Below are 17,320 nucleotides of genomic sequence, written 5' to 3' on the forward strand. Positions count from 1 at the left end.
GGATAACCGCAAAGGAATTAAAGGTGCGTGCCGTCAGTTTGTAGAGATGTGTCGCCAGATGAATATGTTCAGCGATTCACTCTTTGCCATTGATGGCAGTAAGTTCAAGGCCGTCAACAACAAATCATGAAATTCCACACCCAGACAAACAGATATCACAAACCGCCCCTGATGCACGTTTGTTGAAGACACACCATATGGAAAGACAGGTTTGTTACAACGTACAAACGGCAGTAGACACCAAGCACCATCTCATCACCCATCATGACATTGTGATGACCACTGATAGAGGCCAATTAACCTTAGTGGCACAACAAGTACAGCAAGCAATGAAGAAGAAAGACATCATCATCATTGCAGATAAAGGTTACTTCAGCCGTATTGATATCAAGGCGTCTACTTTAATAATATCGCCTGTAGCCAGTGTGAAATACTGGCTAAATGCACGACTAGCGCAAAGAACGAGGTTCGGCGAATGAGGCGGTGAATACACGAATCAATCATTGAAGATATGCAAAAACGGCTGGGCAATAATCCTGATATACCTGTTCTGAGAAAGCAAACAGTGGAACACCTGTTTGGCACCATGAAAATGTGGATGGGTACTACTCACTCTGTAACCAAGGGCCTTGATAGCGCCGGCACTGAAATGAGTCTCAGTGTGCTGGCGTATAACCTGAAACGAATGATGTCGATAATGGGAACAACTGGTTTGATGGAGGCTATGATGGCCTAGGGTAGTTAATCCTCGAAAAATAAAGTGTAAAGCCTTATTAGCAGCCATTATTGCCATCTAAAAGTCACTCAACGCCCACATTTACTATTTCAAATAGATATTCTACACATCAACTCCGATGCTAAGGATGTGACTAAAGCTGCCGCAGATTAGTATTTAAAATAGTTTTTACACAGTATGGGCACATCACAGACAGATACAGTAGGTTAATGTTGAAGGGTTTGAGCAGCAAAATACAGTAATATAATTCTTGGTTCGTATGTCTGCTATGTCGGAATTTTCACTAGCATAACAACTGTCATTTAATTTCGATCTTTTATGCCTAATTTCAAACCTTGATTAACTTGTTAACTAACTAGTCGTGATTATCACTCTCAGTATCAGGAAAACAGTGTCAGGAAAATCAAAAATTACTGGCACTGTCCCCTTACAAAAACATCTACCATCAAAAAACCGAACAACAGCAACGGTAATAACGACTTATCAAAACCTACATTTACCCTTAATCTTTCAGCCGACATCATGTGTGAATGATTTGTGTCGCAACGTATAAAATATTTTTAGTCGGTCCACATGAAGCATCTCGAATTGTTAGATTTAGGAGCCGTTCATCAGACGCCACGGGTTAAGATTGTTAGTGCAATTATGTTTACTTAACCGGTTCTAAGGATTAATAAAATTACAAAACCCATCAAAATCAGCATGTGACTATGCTACTTTTTTTTGGAGCTGGGCATGTTAAGGATTTAATATAAACACTATTATACAAGAAGTAACAGACCGCATTATTGCTCGCAGTAAAGTATCAAGGGCAGCCTATTTGGCAAAAATTGAACGAGCACGCAGTCAAGGTCCGCTTCGAGGCTCTTTGTCCTGTGGCAACCTTGCACATGGTTTTGCCGCGTGCGGTAAAGAAGATAAAGCTGCTTTGCGTAACATGGTCAAAGCTAACATTGCTATTGTATCATCATACAACGACATGCTTAGTGCACATCAACCCTATGAAGACTATCCGCAAAAATTAAAAAAAGCTATTTTAGAAGTGGGCAGTGTGGCGCAATTTGCTGGCGGCGTTCCTGCTATGTGCGATGGCGTTACTCAGGGTAATCCAGGCATGGAACTCAGCTTAATGAGCCGCGATAACATAGCAATGGGAGCAGCCATTGGTTTGTCACATAATATGTTTGACGGCGCGTTAATGCTGGGTATCTGCGATAAAATTGTACCTGGCTTGTTATTAGCGGGCCTGAGTTTTGGACATTTACCGACCATTTTTGTGCCGGCTGGCCCAATGCCATCTGGTTTGCCAAACAAAGAAAAGGCACGTATTAGGCAAGAATTTGCCCAAGGTAAAGTGGGCCGCGAGAAGCTTCTTGATGCTGAATCGCAGTCTTATCACTCTGCTGGCACATGTACCTTTTATGGTACTGCGAACAGTAATCAGCTTGTGGTTGAAGTTATGGGGCTTCATTTACCCGGTTCTTCTTTTGTGAATCCAGGTACTGAATTAAGAGAGGCACTAACTACTGCCGCTGCCAAACAAATCACGCGAATAACCGATTTAGGCGATAACTACATGCCTATAGGTCATATAGTAGATGCCAAGGCAATGGTAAACGGACTTATTGGGTTATTAGCCACGGGTGGCTCAACGAACCATACCATGCACTTAGTGGCCGTTGCCCGTGCTGCTGGTTTCATTATAAACTGGGACGATTTTGCTGATCTCTCGAGGGCAACACCGTTAATTACCCGCATATATCCAAACGGCTCAGCAGATATAAATCACTTTACTGCCGCAGGTGGTATGTCGCTATTGTTTAAGCAATTATTAGATAAAGGTTTATTGCATAACGATGTAAACACAATATGTGGCTTTGGCCTAGAGCGGTATACACAAGAGCCACGCATCATAGATGGTGAGCTTACATGGGTTGAAGGTGTTGCTGAGTCGTTCGACAAAGAAGTCGTCGCCGATATTAACAAGCCATTTCAACCCAATGGTGGTTTGTCTGTACTGTCAGGTAATCTAGGTCGTGCGGTAATGAAAATATCGGCACTAAGTGAGCCATATTGTAAAATAAAAGCACCCGCGGTTGTGTTTGAAGATCAATATTCTTTTGATGCCGCTTTTCAAGCGGGTGACCTAAGCAAAGATTGTATTGTAGTCGTTCGTTTCCAAGGACCTGCTGCGCTTGGCATGCCTGAGTTACACCGATTAACGCCTCCTTTAGGTATTTTACAAGACGAGGGATTTAAAGTCGCTTTGGTTACTGATGGTAGAATGTCGGGCGCGTCTGGGAGGGTGCCAGCAGCCATTCATTTGACACCAGAGGCATTTAAAGGCGGCCTTATTGGTAAAATAAATACCGGTGATATCGTAGAAATTAATTCTATTACTGGTGAGCTTACGTTGCACGTTAGTGCCACCGATTTAGCGGTCCGCACACAAGCTACTATCGATTTAACGCTAAGCCATCAAGGAATGGGTCGTGAACTTTTCGCTGGGATGCGTTCCACTTTGACCGGGGCAGAAGAAGGTGCTTGTTCTCTTTTTGTTGAGCTAGACCGTCTTGACTCAGGTTCACTTTGATATTCATTACACTTGGCTCTACTGTATTGTCTGTATCGCCAACATTGTTTTTAATTAGTGGCTGTGTCGGGTTAATAGTATCGATGATAATCATAATAAGAAATAAAGGTCGCGTGTCAAAAGTATTGCTTTAGCTCGATCACATACTGCAATCCCAGATAGCCACGTTATGCAACTTTATGCATCATTATGCATCATTATGGTAAAGAGTTAAAAATAACTGATATCGTCCAGCAGCAGCCAATCGTCGTTAACCTTTTGGCTAGTTCGTGTCTGCCCTGTCGTCGGTTAATGCCAGTATTAGAGCAGGCTGCGCGACGTTATAGCGATGTGACGTTTGTCTCACTAAATTAGCGTGATTCAATTGAAACAGTGCAGCAATTTCTGCAGACAGAAGGACTAAATTTTAAGCATGTGCTGTTAGATAGCCAAGGAGAAATAGCCACTAACATGGGACTTTTTAGCTTGCCAGTCACACTGTTTTTTGACGCTAATGGAGAATTAGTACACAGTCATGTGGGAGGGATATCAGCAACAAGTCTACAGCAACGTATTGAACAGTATTTTTAGTTAAGTTTGTGCCGCTTAACGGACTTCCTAATCAGTTAATAGATAACGGCTAATGTTTTCAATAGAGCATTTGTGGACTTTGACTTGTCTGCCTCTTAGCGATCTACATAACAACGTTGGCCTTTTTTATTATTTTTCATCGCTACGCTAAAGTATGAAAAATAACATGAAAAAATATTCTGATATAGCCTAGCTTTGCGCTTGGTCGTAGCTTGATCAGGGTAACTTTCTACGTTGACTTAATTATTCACAGTATTTAGGAGCATGATCCATGGTTAGGTTGCCACATGTCTTTCGATTAGGAGAATCGAAGCTCGTCATAGTTATAATTTCAGGTGTTCGCCAGTAATGAATGATCAACATCAGTAGCATTTGAGAGTGTCAATTATTAAATCAATGTAGTGGGATAAGTTTTGAATTTATGTACCCCAAATATTCTTTTTCCTAATATTTTTCACAGCAATGTTTTCACAGTAATGAATGCGTAAAGCTGACGATTTATATCAGCGGTTGTAGACAAATTCTTGCCAAATAGGGTGACAAACTCTATCGTAACCAACCATTGCGGCAAGCAAATCTTTTCTTGCTGATGCATCCACCATTTCTGCAGGTAATAAAGGGTCTTGGTTTATTTGACGTATTACATGTTCACCAATCAGAAAAGACTCTCTAGTAGCCTGCGTGATATCAAAGTTAGGCAAACGTTGTGCACTTTTTTCTATCAGGGAGGTTAATAGACCATAGGTTTTTTCTAGCTGTTCTGGTGACCATAAAGACATAGGGTTTGTTGTTAGCGCATGATTAAAATGATCGACCTTCATTAAAATAGCCGTATTTTCGAGCCCAATCTCTACGAGTCTAGTAAATGTTGAATTTGCTGTTTCGATAAGGTTATCAGGTCGACACCACAGGTTTTTCTCGAGAGGTTTAAATCCTGTTAGCCGAAAAGCACGCTCACGAATTTTGATGTTTTGCTTCAACTTGGGTCCAAGATGGGCGGTGTAGACACTCAGCCATCCCCCGTTCCATTGAGCAACTCTCGCTAGCGAATGTCGCCATGTTGATGCGAGTTGACGAATCGATGTGTCCGTTGTGCCTATGGTGTAATTCCCACGTTGTTCGGCCAATAAAAATTCCTGCTTAACTAATCTTCCTGCTGCGACTCGAATGGTTGCCGGCTCATGTTCAAATAACTCTCCCCAAGCGATGAGTTGTTTTATCGACATATGTTTTAGGTTAGGTTGGCTAAACAGCGATAGCAGTAATCGATTTGATGATGGATAGTTAGATAATATTTTGGTGAAATAATCATTCAATTTTTTATCCGCAAAAGGGCTTGGTTCGATATGTCGCATAGATATTATTGACTCTTAGATTCAGCTAGAAGCTCAATTTCCTTAGCAAGATGAGTATGTAAATGGCTGATTGCACTCTCAAACAGGCTAAATTCTAGATATTCGTTTGCACCGCTCATAAGGCCCCGTTGTGCTGACATCACTATCTTCTGGTCTTCAATAGCGCCGTTGGCTGCGAATTTTTGCCCTTCAAAAATGCTATCAAGCAATTCAGTATCGTTTTCATCAATATCAGTAATAAGATAAGTATGTTGACAGGTTGTTGACTCATCAATGGGCTCAATAACCACCACCTGCAGACATCCAGGAAAGGTTGAAATAAGCACGTTTGGAAACAAATGATATACGTAGGTTAATCGTCCATCTGCACAGAGGTTTGTCCCTTTTTTTTTGCGTAATGCTTCTATTGCTTGGTAGGGAAATGCTATTCGGCTATTTTCTCCAAAGGTTTCAACCACTGTGAGGTTGTCGTATTGAACCGGGAAAAAGGTATCTTTGTGGGTTTCCCGAATATGGTAACCTTCCAGAGCACTTTCAATATAGAGCTTCCAATTCGCTTTTATTACCATGTTGTCTGAACGCAATAAGCGATGTCCGTCAGGCATTAGCTTTGGCAATGATGAAACATCGTTGTTGATGTCCGCTTGCGGATCTTGATTGATAAACACCAAACCATTGATTTCAGCACATGCTACCGGAACAAGTCCACGGGTTGCTTTATCAACATCGGGAAATCCATGTTCATGAGGAATGCTGCGCAGGCTTCCATCAAGGCTGTAGGCCCAACCATGATATGGACAAACCAAGACACGTGCGCAGCCGTGACCATTGGCAAGTTGCACCCCTCTATGGCGGCAGGCATTCCTGAATGCACGTATTTTACTGTCTAGTCCGCGCACAGCTATCAATGGTATGCCAGCCACATCACGGCTAACATAATCGCCAGGCTTGGCAAGCGCACCTGAAGGACAGAAAACAATGCTGCGGTGTTGCAATATTTTTAGCTCAGCGTTTAGTCGTTCTTTCGAACGGTAGTTTTTGACGGGCTCCTTCCAAGTTTTGTCGCCCTTATCTGTTGTTGAATTGTCGATGTGCTCGAAAATTTTTTGCACCACATCGGCGTCGCTTAATAGTTGTTTTTTGTTATTTGTGTTCACTGCCATTATCAGCTCGCAAGTTATGTAAGGAAAACCGCCTCACTTTTATAACACAAAAAAATTATTATTGCGTATTTACGTTATAAATAATATTGATTTTAATTTAAGCTTTAATCTTATTGTTTTAGAGGTAAACCCAGCGACGTTAGCAAAGTGTCCAAGTCTTAAAACTTGCTATAACCCCCTCCTTTTTGCATACCAATAAATTGGATTGCCAAGAGTAAGGTTATAACTTCAATGAAAATACAGAACTTTATATTTCCAGACTTACTGGAGTGCACAGGTTGTTACTTCGATTTGTTTTGGTTGTGAACCATTTTTGGATGCTATAAACGCTGAATAGATTAATACAATCTCTACCTTTGACGCATCTCATTAAGAACAATGATTTTGTACCCTTGCTGTTTTAAAGCTACTTAGCGTTATGGTAAAACTACCTTAGTCGTTGTTTTTGGTCTGTTAAAGTCGACAAGGTGGTTTTTAGTTGCAATAAGCGGCAACGTTAGTCATTTGAATAACGTGTGTGTCGCATGAATAAAAGGAAAGTAAGTGGCTTCACTGAACGGAACACACAGGTTCAAATTTTTTGTCTCTTAGGACACTGATTTCGATAATGGCCGTATGTCGCTTGAAAATACCATACTTACTCAGTTAAAGGCGAACGTCCAAATGTTCGAAGCGCTTATACAAAATATACTTTAGGTAACGTTAAGGAGTCAGGTTTTGACCTAACCTTGCCCCCTGAAAGAGGCTTATGTATTCGACAAGTGGGCGGTGTAGTTTGAATAATTCTACGAAGATTTTGGTTAAATATAACTCGGTAACGCAAATATGTTTAGGTCAGTTATGTGGAATATAAGATTAAACCAACACGTTAATATAATTGGGTAATTGGGTAATCGGTTAATAGTGTAAAACGGTATTCTTACTATTTGTTTATAACATCAGCAGCTTAATCGTTTTTGTTATCTCCCTCATCGCCTTCTTTATCTTCCTCCTTTTCATCATTATCATCATTATCATCAAAAATATCTGGAGTAACCGTATCAACAACGTCGATAGCCCCGCCAACAATCGTCGTTGTAACACCTACCGCAGCAGATACGACTGTCGCCGCAATACAACCCGATAAGCTAAAAAGCACAAATAACAAAAAAATACTCTGCACAATTTTTTTCAAGATGGTGTTTCCAAATAAATCTTTTATGAGGTTAGATTACGCTAAAGTATTAGTGAATCAAGCGTTGTTTTAATACAACATAAATCTACTGCGTACTTAATGGTGACAACTAAAAACTAAATTACATGTGGTTTATTGAGACCAATTTTAGCACTTGTTAAGTGTTCTTTGTGCCTCGAAGTTATTGTTAAACTTATCAAGGAAACTCACTCCCTATCTCAACAAAAAAAGTGTTTAGTGTAAACTGTGCGTATTTATATACGAGCCAGTTATAGGGGATATGCTGTTGATAACAGGACAAATGTAAGGATGAAGTCAGATTGTTCAGGCCTTACTAGAGTTCCTTTTGCTAAAAATCGGTTGATGTGATGTTGTGACGTGTTGTCCGCAGAAAACTAAATTTTTTAAAGATTCAAACCGATGAAACCGTTCGTTTGGTGTGGTTGCCATGTTTTCAGTAGTTACTATTGCGACAGATTACACGGCAGCTCCGGGATGAACGAATGCCAGAACAATTAACCACTAATCATTAACCGCTATGCATTGTGTGTTATCTACAGGTGAAGATAACAATCAAAACTCTGTTCAGTTAGTAGTGTTTACCATCGATAGTAGGGCTCAGTGTTTATCACTTGTGTATCTGTCGCTTCCATTGAGGGTTAAAATTATCTGCCATGAAGTCCCGGCTGTTTGGGACAAAATGGTTCTTAATACCATTAGCGAGTCATGTTTGAACACAAGGCGGTGACTGAACCTTAAGTTTGGTCAGATACAAATTACCGCTATAGGTAATACATAAGCACATAAGCAGATAACAACGCAGCAATCCATAGTGCCGTAGTGCCAACAGGCCAGGAGCGTGCAAATACAGCACGTTCTTGGCTATCAGCAGTATGTGGTTGGCCTAAATAGCGAACCACTATTTGGTGTAAAAGATTTTGTAGACGTGTTCTCTGCACTGCAATTAGTTTACCGATCGAGCCAAGTGCTCGTTCGGCTATTTTAAACAACAACACAGCCGCGCGTCTCCAGAACCAATCTGTATCTAGACTGATAGTCATGGTTCGTTTCATCAGTGGCAATAGCACGAAGAAAGCTAAGCCAGAAAACAGTAGCAGTTGTAAATAAAAAAGCACTTTGCCAATCGAATACGGTTCGTAGTCTACCGGGTAGGGTAGCAAGGCATAAAGTACTTCGGGGAACACACCTAGTAAAATACATAAACTTGCAAAAATGACCATCGCTAGTCCCATATTCCATGGCGCATCTTTGGGACGTAGGCCTGAATCTTTTTGAAAAAATACAAACCAAGGGAATTTTATCCCAGCATGCAGAAATACACCTGCCGATGCAGCTGTTAATATCATGTACACCCAAACCAGATTACCGTCAACAGCAGCCTGAGAAATCATGCTTTTTGTGGTGAAGCCAGAAGTCAGTGGAAAACTTGAAATAGCTAAAGCACCAATAATACCGCAGATACAGGTGAGTGGCATGGTACGAAATAGGCCACCCAGCTCCATGCATTTATTTTTCCCAGTACGATAGATAACCACGCCTGCACTCATAAACAGCAGTGCTTTGTAAATTATGTGCGCAAAGGCATGAGCCGTCGCACCATTAAGCGCCATTTCGGTACCTATACCTACAGCCACCACCATAAAGCCGACTTGGTTAACGACTGAATAAGCAAGAATACGTCGAACGTCATTCTCCAATAGCGCAAAAATGATGCCATATACCACCATAAACAAACCAATACCAATTAACATAGGCTCGCCAGGGAACAATAATATAAGTGCTAACACCGCTGTTTTAGTTGTAAACGCTGACAAGAATACCGAGCCGGTGGGTGTAGATTCAGGGTAAGCATCAGCTAACCAAGCAGATACGGGCGGAGCTGCTGCGTTAATTAGAATTCCAATAAGTATCATCCAGGTACTAAAATCTGTTGCTAATATGGGTTGTATTTGAATAGAACCCGTACCAACAACGACACCCTCAATACCCACCTTGAGTACTACGCCACCAAGGAGGTGCATGATGGCGTAACGGATTCCAGCCGCTTTTGCACCAGGTGTGCCACCACACCATACAACAATGGTGGAAAATATAGCCATCATTTCCCAATATAAAAATAAGGTAATCAGATCGCCAGCAAAACAGACTCCAATTGCCCCTGCTGCATAAGCAAAGGCTGCGGCTAGTTCATACCAACGTGCTATGCGAAAGGAATAAAGCCCCCCCACAAAGACCATCATGGCAAAAATTGTGGCAAACAGTCGTCTTAGTGGGCTACCTTCAACAGGCTCAATATTATATGAGAGAAATTTTATGGTACCTTGAACGCCGTCTGGGACTTGCCAGATAGCCCATAATGTAATTAGTGGTGCAATGAGTACAACGGCGGTCCGCGCGTGACCTTTAACTAGACAGATTAAAACGGCAGCAATTAGTAGGACAAACGCAGGGGAAAAGAGCTCAAACCCCATTGTTGCTCTCCTTTATATTGTCATGACTTGCATCTGGAGACTGTTTGTCTTGTGGCTCATCGTAATAGTCCATTGGACGTTTCAGCACCAGGCCTAATAGTTTTGCGACCAATACCATTATCAGACAACTTACAAATCCAAAAACAGCACCAAATCCAAACCAAGCATCAAAACCAAAATAACCCTTTACATATATTACGGTCTGGGCGAGCACCATCAAAGTAAGCACAATACTGGAACCAATCCAAAGTTTGCGAATAGTTGATGGACGGACCAACCAATGTAGTTGTTTTTCATCATTCATTATTAACCCAAACCCTTAACTACTTGGCTTTCCAGCTCGATAACCGGCCCATTAAATAAGAAAAAAGCGATGGTTAACGATGCTGTTAAACACAACGCCAATACGGCTAAAAATGGAGCTTCACCATGTTCTCTGCCACCTTCTTTTTCACGTTCAAACCAGACTATGTACAATATAGGTAAAAAATACGCAGCGTTAAGTACGGTACTGGCAATAATTGTAAAAATTGCTACCAGATTATTAGCTTCGAAAGCACCGGCTAAGATATACCATTTAGAGACAAAACCTCCAGTCGGTGGAACACCAATCATGCTTAACGCACCGATCGTAAAGGCTGTCATGGTCCACGGCATACGTCTTCCGATACCGCGTAATTGGTGGATCTCGGTTTTCTTGGAGGCAACGTAAATGGCTCCTGCAGCAAAAAATAAAGTAATCTTGCCAAAAGCGTGGGCTACCATGTGTATCGCTGCACCTACTTCTGCAAGTGGTTTTAAAATAGCAGCTGCCATTACCACGTACGATAGTTGGGCAATAGTAGAGTATGCGAGCAAGCGTTTGATGTTAGTTTGCCGCAATGCAACCAAGCTCGCAGTAATGATGGTGAATGCTGCCGCATATAACAGCCATTGAGAACTGGAAGCGCCAAACAGAAAATCAATGCCAAAAATGTAAACAATAATCTTAGTAATGGCGAAAACACCGGCCTTCACCACTGCAACTGCATGTAGCAAGGCACTCACTGGGGTGGGTGCTACCATTGCCGCGGGTAACCATTTATGCACTGGCATGACTGCCGCTTTTCCAATGCCGAACACAAAAAGTGCAAGTAATAAACCGATTTCAGGGTCGTTTAATTTGCCAGCAAGAATGCCACCAGTGGTAAAGTCAACCGTTCCTGCAACAGTATATGTCCAGATTATTGCGGGTAAAAATAAACCTATGGACGTACTGAGTAAAACGCCTAAATAAATCCTTGCTGAACGAACTGTCGCCGGGTCTCCTTTGTGAGCTACTAAAGGATATGTGGAGAGTGTTAACAATTCATAGAATAAAAATAAAGTAAACAAGTTGCCGGCGAAAGCGACGCCGATAGTTGCCGAAAGAGCCAGTGCAAAACAAGCAAAAAATCGTGTTTGGTTTTGCTCTTTATTACCGCGCATATAGCCGACGGAGTATATTGAGTTGATAAGCCAAAGCCCGGATGCTAGTGCCGCAAACAACATGCCTAAAGGTTCTACTGTGAAAGCAATAGTCAAGCCCGGCATAACCTCACTGACTTCTATTGAAGGACGTCCACCGTCCATCAGAAGGGGTAACAAACTCCAGACTACCCAAATCAAGGAAACAGAGGTAATCGCAGTGGCAGCCTCTCGCAGGTTAGCGCTTATGCGTCCTGCAAGTGCAATTGCCAGTGCCCCAACCAACGGAATAACAATAGCAACTAATATGGATGTTTCTGGTGTCATCGTGAGCCCTCCAAGAGCAGGACTGCAGCACTATTAGCAAGCTCTAATGGAACCTGCGGAAATAGTCCAAAGTATATGTTTAGGACAGCAACAAGGCCGGTGACTAATAAAATCTGTATTGGTGCTTCAGATATTTGGTCATTTCCTTCGACAGGTTCTTGGAAATACAGTGCTTCCACAATGCGCCAGATATAGACTACAGCCATCAATGAGCTGACAAGTATAATAGCTACGAGGGCCCAGCCCCAAGCTCCACTCTCGAGTGCAGCATTAATCAGCACCCATTTGCTGATAAACCCTGCGGTACCTGGCACACCAATTAGGCTTAAACCACACACCACAAAAGCGGCGCAAGTCCAAGGCATACGAGCGGATGCGCCACCGAGTTGGTTTAAGCGTAAATCGCGATATTGGTAAGCTAGGCAAGCAACAGCGAGGAACAGTCCGCCTTTTGCTAATGCATGGTTAAATATATGCATTGCACTGGCAGTTAACCCCGCCAAGCTCAAAAAGCTAGCACCTAGTAAAATATAACCAATCTGTGCAACAGAAGACGAAGCAAGTAATCTTTTGAGATGACCTTCGAACATCGCAACCGCTGAGGCAATAAGAATCCCCAGAATGGCTAGGGGCATCAGAAACATTGCAAATTGAACTTCGTGGTCATCCAGTTTGGTCTGGAATACCATGTAGTCAAAACGTATCAATACATACAGCGCAACCTTAGTGGCGCAAGCAGCAAGAAATACAGTCACCATGTGAGGTGCATGTGTATAAGCATTGGGAACCCAAACATGAAGCGGAAACACTGCGGCTTTGAGGGCTAAACCAATAGTGATAAAACCTGCCGCGACGAGTATCGGATTAATGTCTATAACATCGCCAATTCTCGCTTCCATATCGGCTAAGTTAAGTGTGCCCGTCATCATATAGATAAGGCCGACACCAATAAGGTAAAAGGTTGCGCCGATTGTGCCCATCATTAAATATTTAAAAACCGCAGGAAGTGCGCGGCGGTCAGGGCCTCCTGCTATCAATATGTAGCTGGCAAGAGATGAAATTTCCATAAACACAAAGATATTGAAGGCGTCTGCTGATACAACAATACCAACCAGCCCTGATAAAACAAGTAGCCAGGCTGAGTAGAAAAGAGGTTGGCGTTCGGCTTCTATCTGTTGATCAATACTGGGTTTAGCAGCCAGTAAGGCTGCAGCTGCAGCGCCAGTAATTACCAGTAGCACCAACGAACTGAAGGCATCTACTGACAATGCAATACCATATGGTGCGGGCCAACCACCCATGGCGTACTCAACGGTTTGTCCGTCTAATACAGCTAGGGCGAGGGTTACGGCAATAGCAAAGCTAAGCACTGCAACGGCAGTTGCTCCCGCCCATGCTAGTCCACGTGGTTGAAGTAAAACGATAAGTGGAGCCGATAACATCGGAACCACAACCTGCAAAGCAGGAAGGTGTGCTAGTAAATCCATAGTAATTAGTCGGAGTCCAAAATTTCATTTTCTTCGATTGTGCCGTAACATTCACTGATACGCACCACCATGGCCAAGCCTAATGAGAGGGTAGATACCCCCACAACGATTGCCGTTAGTATCAAGACTTGTGGCAGGGGATTGGAGAATACCTGATCTTCTACACCGGCCTGTATGATGGGGGCGGTCCCGCCTTCCACTTTATCCATAGTAATATACATTAGGAAAACTGCCGATTGGAAGATAGACAATCCAATCAATTTTTTGATCAAATTGGTTTTATTTATCACGGCGTAAAGACCCACCGTTAAAATAATAGCGAACACCCAATAGTTAAAATATCCGAGTAATTCTAAGAGGTTCATGACAATATCTCACGGGCTGCAAAAGCATGAAAAATAGTTAAAAGGGCACCACAAACAGCCATCCCAACTCCGGCCTCAATAATTAAAATACCCAGCTGCTGTCCAAATATAGGATCGGCTGCCAGCACAGAATAATCTAGAAAAGCTCCACCCATGAACATACAAGCCACTCCAACACCGCCATACAGTAGCGCGCCACCAACAACCATGCCGAGTAACACTCCACGAGGAATTGCTCGTAGGGCTTCAGCTTCGCCCTCGAGTAGCGCGTAGAGAATGACACCCGTGGCAATAATAGCGCCAGCCTGGAATCCACCACCTGGGCTGTACTCGCCGTGAAATTGCACATACAAACCAAATAACACGATAAACGGGATCAGTAACCGACCGACCACTTGAGGTATCAAATGATGGCGCAGACCACTATTTTTTTCGGTCACTTGTCGGCTTTTCCGCGGAGGGCTCACACCAAGGATAAATAAAACCCCAATACAAGCCGCAAAAACAACAAATACTTCACCTAGCGTATCATAGCCTCGAAAACTACTTAGGATTGCGGTAACAACATTAGGAATATCAATATATTCAGTGGTTTTCTCTATATACCAAGGCGCAATGTGTTGGTGAACTGGGGCATCTGGGTCGCCAAGTCGGGGCTTATCAAAGGTTGCATAAATGATCAGTAACGCCAAAACACCTACGGTGCTAAACGTTACCCAACGACTCCCCTGCCGAGGCTTTTCCTTGTCATCAGTGAGCGCCAATGCGCACAGAAAAATAACTGTTGTTACGCCTGCACCTACTGCAGCTTCGGTGAGTGCCACATCGGCAGCGTCTAGAATGAAAAAGTTAGCAGCCATGAGTAGACTGAATATAGAAGTCAACATTACTGCAACAAACAAGTCTTCGGTACGCACTATAGCAATTGCGGTAATGACAAGCAGGGTCAGTAAGAACAGTCCAAAAATAAATATCATTCTGGGGAACTTTCCTTAGGTTTATCGCTTGTCGTTCCAGCGTCTGGTTTGAGACCGGATAAGAGCGCGGCGTTAGCTAGTGCGTAGGTGGCGGTCGGGCCAGTCAGCAATAAAAACAACATAATGGCAAATAGCTTCAACGTGGCAAGAGATAAGCCAGCTTGTAGCATCATACCAGAAAAAATTAGAATAGTAGCCATGGTATCGGTAGACTGGCGGCATGAATACGGGTATAAAAATTGGGCAAACGTAAACCCCCTATACCACCAATTAACACACAGGCTCCGCCTATCACTAGTAAAATCCAACTCAGTACATCCAGTGCAACATCAATCATCTTTAGCCCTAGATTTTCTTCGTGCTCGATTTTGAAAATACTCCAGTACGGCAAGAATCCCAACCATATTAATCAATGCGTAGGCTAACGCAAGATCAAGAAAGTCTGGCCGGCCATACAGAAATGCAACAACGGATAACAACAAAACCGTCTTGGTGCCAAACACATTAACCGCTAAAACTCGGTCGTAGACACTTGGGCCCATTAATGCCCGAACAAGGGCTAAAACCATAGTTATTAAAATAGCAATAGAGACAATAATATACATAATTAACTGCGCTCCAAATTAGCGGCTCGACGATTGGCTTCGCCTTTTTGTAATTCTTTTGCACCTTCACTGGTTAAACAATGGATCAATAATTTACCTTCGTGTAAATCCAGCGTGACGGTCCCGGGCGACAGTGTGATGGAATTACCGAGAATGACTTGTCCTACATCTGTTTTTGTTTCCGTTTCCAGCATTACTACTGTCGGGCTGATGGGAAGGGAAGGTTGCAATATTAGTTTTGCAACGTCCCAACTAGAAATAATAATTTCACGGAGCAACCACAACCAATAGCCAGGCAAACGAGGAAATATTCCAATCACACCCTGGTGCCGAAAAAATCCCATTCGGTGGGCCAAATAAACACTGAGCAAGCATGAAAAAGCTCCTAAACCTACGACCAGTGGTTTATATAGACCCGACCAAAGAAGCCAAGTCACTGCAAGGATAAGCATTAAAAGCAATATGGAAGAAAGGCGTGCTTCGCCTAGCTGATGTTTACGTCGTGTTTGAATCAAGTTCATTGTGTGCAGGGGTAATTTGTCATAAGTGATTTATAAACGCCTTCTATCGCGGGCTCATCTTTTGACAAACTAGCTTGTTGTTCTACTAAATCGGCAACAACCACATCAACCACATCACGAAGTGGCAGCGGATCACCAAGACAAAAGCCGGCCAGTTTTTCCGCACGTGAGCGGTCTACACGTCCCGGCATACGAGTACGTATTGCGCGTTCTGCGAAGGTTTCATCTCCGGTGATGGCATTCTCGGCGTTAAGCATAACACGGGCATCAGTTGCTATTGCCCCGTCAATAAAACCTTGAATATAGCGGACGCAGTATTGGCCATCGTTACCCTCTGGATTAGCGGTGAGTAACACGCAATGCGATGCCAATTCTTTAGAGGTCAGTATTTCGACTGCATGGGAGGTTGGAATTAGCATTAGCTGGAGAGCTAAAACCGTGAACGATAACCTAGGAAAAATTCTTGCGATATTATGAAAACTTGAGCGTTTATTTTCTTGAGTCATTAGTAAGTCTTTTGCTAAATCAATTTTCATTATGAACTATTTACCGACGTGTGCAAGCTTAAACGATTACACCAACAGCATACTAATTGGGACTTATATTTATTTTCATTCAGTGTATTAACGTTTTTATACAACATTCACGCTAATTCACACTGCTAGGGGTATTTTTTGCGTAGTAATTAGGAATGCTCCAAAAATGTCGACAAGTTTTAATTAAATTTAAACATACAGTTAAATAATATTGGACCCACGTTATTGCCATTCAATGCAATCTCTTAGTTTACGAACATAGTGGTGAGTTGTATTTTTTTGTAAGAAAATATCAGACCTGCTTATAAAGAATATAATTTTTAATTCTTATTAATTTGACCAGTTCAAAGTATGCAAAACGTTCAACTCTATTAGCGGAGGTTCAAGACAGTAGTCTAAAAATAACAGCGATTAGTGAATTGGTGTGGGTCTATATTTAACATCTATGGTTAATATTAAAAAACAGGTACTGTCGATGAGACCCATACTTCTACTAAACCTTAATACAGATACAAAAATACCGCTCAATTTGAGCGGTATTTTGAATCAGTTTGTTGATAAATATGACTATAAAATAAAGCGGCTTAAATCTTCGTCGTCCACTAATTTTTCTAAATGGTCGTCAACATAATTAGCGTCAACTATCAATGATTCACCATTTTTTTCAGACGCATTGTAAGATATCTCTTCCATTAGCTTTTCCATCACCGTGTGTAAGCGTCGGGCACCAATGTTTTCGGTACGTTCATTTACTTTCCATGCGGCCTGAGCGATACGTTCTATACCTTCATCAGTAAATGACACACTTACGCCCTCAGTTTTAAGCAAGGCAACATATTGCTCAGTAAGTGATGCGTTTGGCTCAGTCAGAATACGTACGAAATCATGTGCAGTCAGTGCAGATAATGCAAAAGTACTTGGCAAACGAAATTGAAATTCTGGAATCCTGTCTCTTATACCAATCATATGCTGA

Annotated in this window: 14 protein-coding genes and 3 pseudogenes; 3 read left to right on the forward strand and 14 right to left on the reverse strand. The window is 42.3% G+C overall.

Going from position 1 to position 17,320, the window contains the following annotated elements:
- The 3 genes and pseudogenes from QZ562_RS12905 to QZ562_RS21290 form a co-directional block, all read left to right on the forward strand.
- Window positions 1-736 (forward strand): annotated as a pseudogene (locus QZ562_RS12905) (transposase); the annotation flags it as partial.
- A gap of 751 nt (window positions 737-1,487) precedes the next feature.
- A complete protein-coding gene (gene edd / locus QZ562_RS12910; RefSeq protein ID WP_293760709.1) occupies window positions 1,488-3,329 on the forward strand; it encodes a phosphogluconate dehydratase in 1,842 nt (613 codons plus the stop codon).
- 189 nt (window positions 3,330-3,518) lie between these two features.
- A complete protein-coding gene (locus QZ562_RS21290; protein WP_363315359.1) occupies window positions 3,519-3,683 on the forward strand; it encodes a thioredoxin family protein in 165 nt (54 codons plus the stop codon).
- A 719-nt stretch (window positions 3,684-4,402) separates the two neighbouring features.
- Here QZ562_RS21290 and QZ562_RS12915 read toward each other — a convergent pair.
- The 14 genes and pseudogenes from QZ562_RS12915 to hslU form a co-directional block, all read right to left on the reverse strand.
- The gene (locus tag QZ562_RS12915) at window positions 4,403-5,254 is read right to left on the reverse strand and encodes a transcriptional regulator (protein WP_293760676.1); all 852 of its coding nucleotides are present in this window, start codon (window positions 5,252-5,254) and stop codon (window positions 4,403-4,405) included.
- Between the two features lie 5 nt (window positions 5,255-5,259).
- A complete protein-coding gene (locus tag QZ562_RS12920; RefSeq protein ID WP_293760679.1) occupies window positions 5,260-6,417 on the reverse strand; it encodes an SRPBCC family protein in 1,158 nt (385 codons plus the stop codon).
- Window positions 6,418-7,363: 946 nt separating this feature from the next.
- Complete coding sequence (locus tag QZ562_RS12925; protein ID WP_293760682.1) at window positions 7,364-7,591, reverse strand: NF038104 family lipoprotein; 228 nt, start codon at window positions 7,589-7,591, stop codon at window positions 7,364-7,366.
- Window positions 7,592-8,373: 782 nt separating this feature from the next.
- The gene (locus QZ562_RS12930; protein WP_293760685.1) at window positions 8,374-10,083 is read right to left on the reverse strand and encodes a Na(+)/H(+) antiporter subunit D; all 1,710 of its coding nucleotides are present in this window, start codon (window positions 10,081-10,083) and stop codon (window positions 8,374-8,376) included.
- A complete protein-coding gene (locus QZ562_RS12935; RefSeq protein ID WP_293760688.1) occupies window positions 10,073-10,387 on the reverse strand; it encodes a hypothetical protein in 315 nt (104 codons plus the stop codon). Before QZ562_RS12935 ends, QZ562_RS12930 begins: the two co-directional genes overlap by 11 nt.
- Window positions 10,388-10,389: 2 nt before the next feature.
- Window positions 10,390-11,856, reverse strand: a complete 1,467-nt coding sequence (locus tag QZ562_RS12940) for a monovalent cation/H+ antiporter subunit D family protein (protein WP_293760691.1) — start codon at window positions 11,854-11,856, stop codon at window positions 10,390-10,392.
- A complete protein-coding gene (locus QZ562_RS12945; protein WP_293760694.1) occupies window positions 11,853-13,343 on the reverse strand; it encodes a monovalent cation/H+ antiporter subunit D family protein in 1,491 nt (496 codons plus the stop codon). The genes QZ562_RS12940 and QZ562_RS12945 overlap by 4 nt, the downstream gene beginning before the upstream one ends.
- Before the next feature lie 5 nt (window positions 13,344-13,348).
- A complete protein-coding gene (locus QZ562_RS12950) occupies window positions 13,349-13,708 on the reverse strand; it encodes a cation:proton antiporter subunit C (protein ID WP_293760696.1) in 360 nt (119 codons plus the stop codon).
- Entirely contained in the window at window positions 13,705-14,685 is a 981-nt protein-coding gene (locus tag QZ562_RS12955; RefSeq protein WP_293760698.1) for a DUF4040 domain-containing protein, read from the reverse strand. The genes QZ562_RS12950 and QZ562_RS12955 overlap by 4 nt, the downstream gene beginning before the upstream one ends.
- Window positions 14,682-15,022: pseudogene (gene mnhG, locus QZ562_RS12960) on the reverse strand (monovalent cation/H(+) antiporter subunit G). Before mnhG ends, QZ562_RS12955 begins: the two are co-directional and overlap by 4 nt.
- Window positions 15,015-15,290, reverse strand: coding sequence for a monovalent cation/H+ antiporter complex subunit F (locus QZ562_RS12965; protein ID WP_293760701.1), 276 nt, complete (start codon window positions 15,288-15,290; stop codon window positions 15,015-15,017). The pseudogene mnhG and the gene QZ562_RS12965 overlap by 8 nt, the downstream one beginning before the upstream one ends.
- Window positions 15,291-15,292: 2 nt before the next feature.
- A complete protein-coding gene (locus QZ562_RS12970) occupies window positions 15,293-15,811 on the reverse strand; it encodes a Na+/H+ antiporter subunit E (RefSeq protein WP_293760704.1) in 519 nt (172 codons plus the stop codon).
- On the reverse strand, window positions 15,808-16,347 hold the full coding sequence (locus QZ562_RS12975; RefSeq protein ID WP_293760706.1) for a Rap1a/Tai family immunity protein: 540 nt from the start codon (window positions 16,345-16,347) through the stop codon (window positions 15,808-15,810). The genes QZ562_RS12970 and QZ562_RS12975 overlap by 4 nt, the downstream gene beginning before the upstream one ends.
- 567 nt (window positions 16,348-16,914) lie before the next feature.
- A pseudogene (gene hslU / locus QZ562_RS12980) lies at window positions 16,915-17,320 on the reverse strand (HslU--HslV peptidase ATPase subunit); the annotation flags it as partial.

The organism is uncultured Paraglaciecola sp., from assembly GCF_913058035.1.
Lineage (GTDB): Bacteria > Pseudomonadota > Gammaproteobacteria > Enterobacterales > Alteromonadaceae > Paraglaciecola.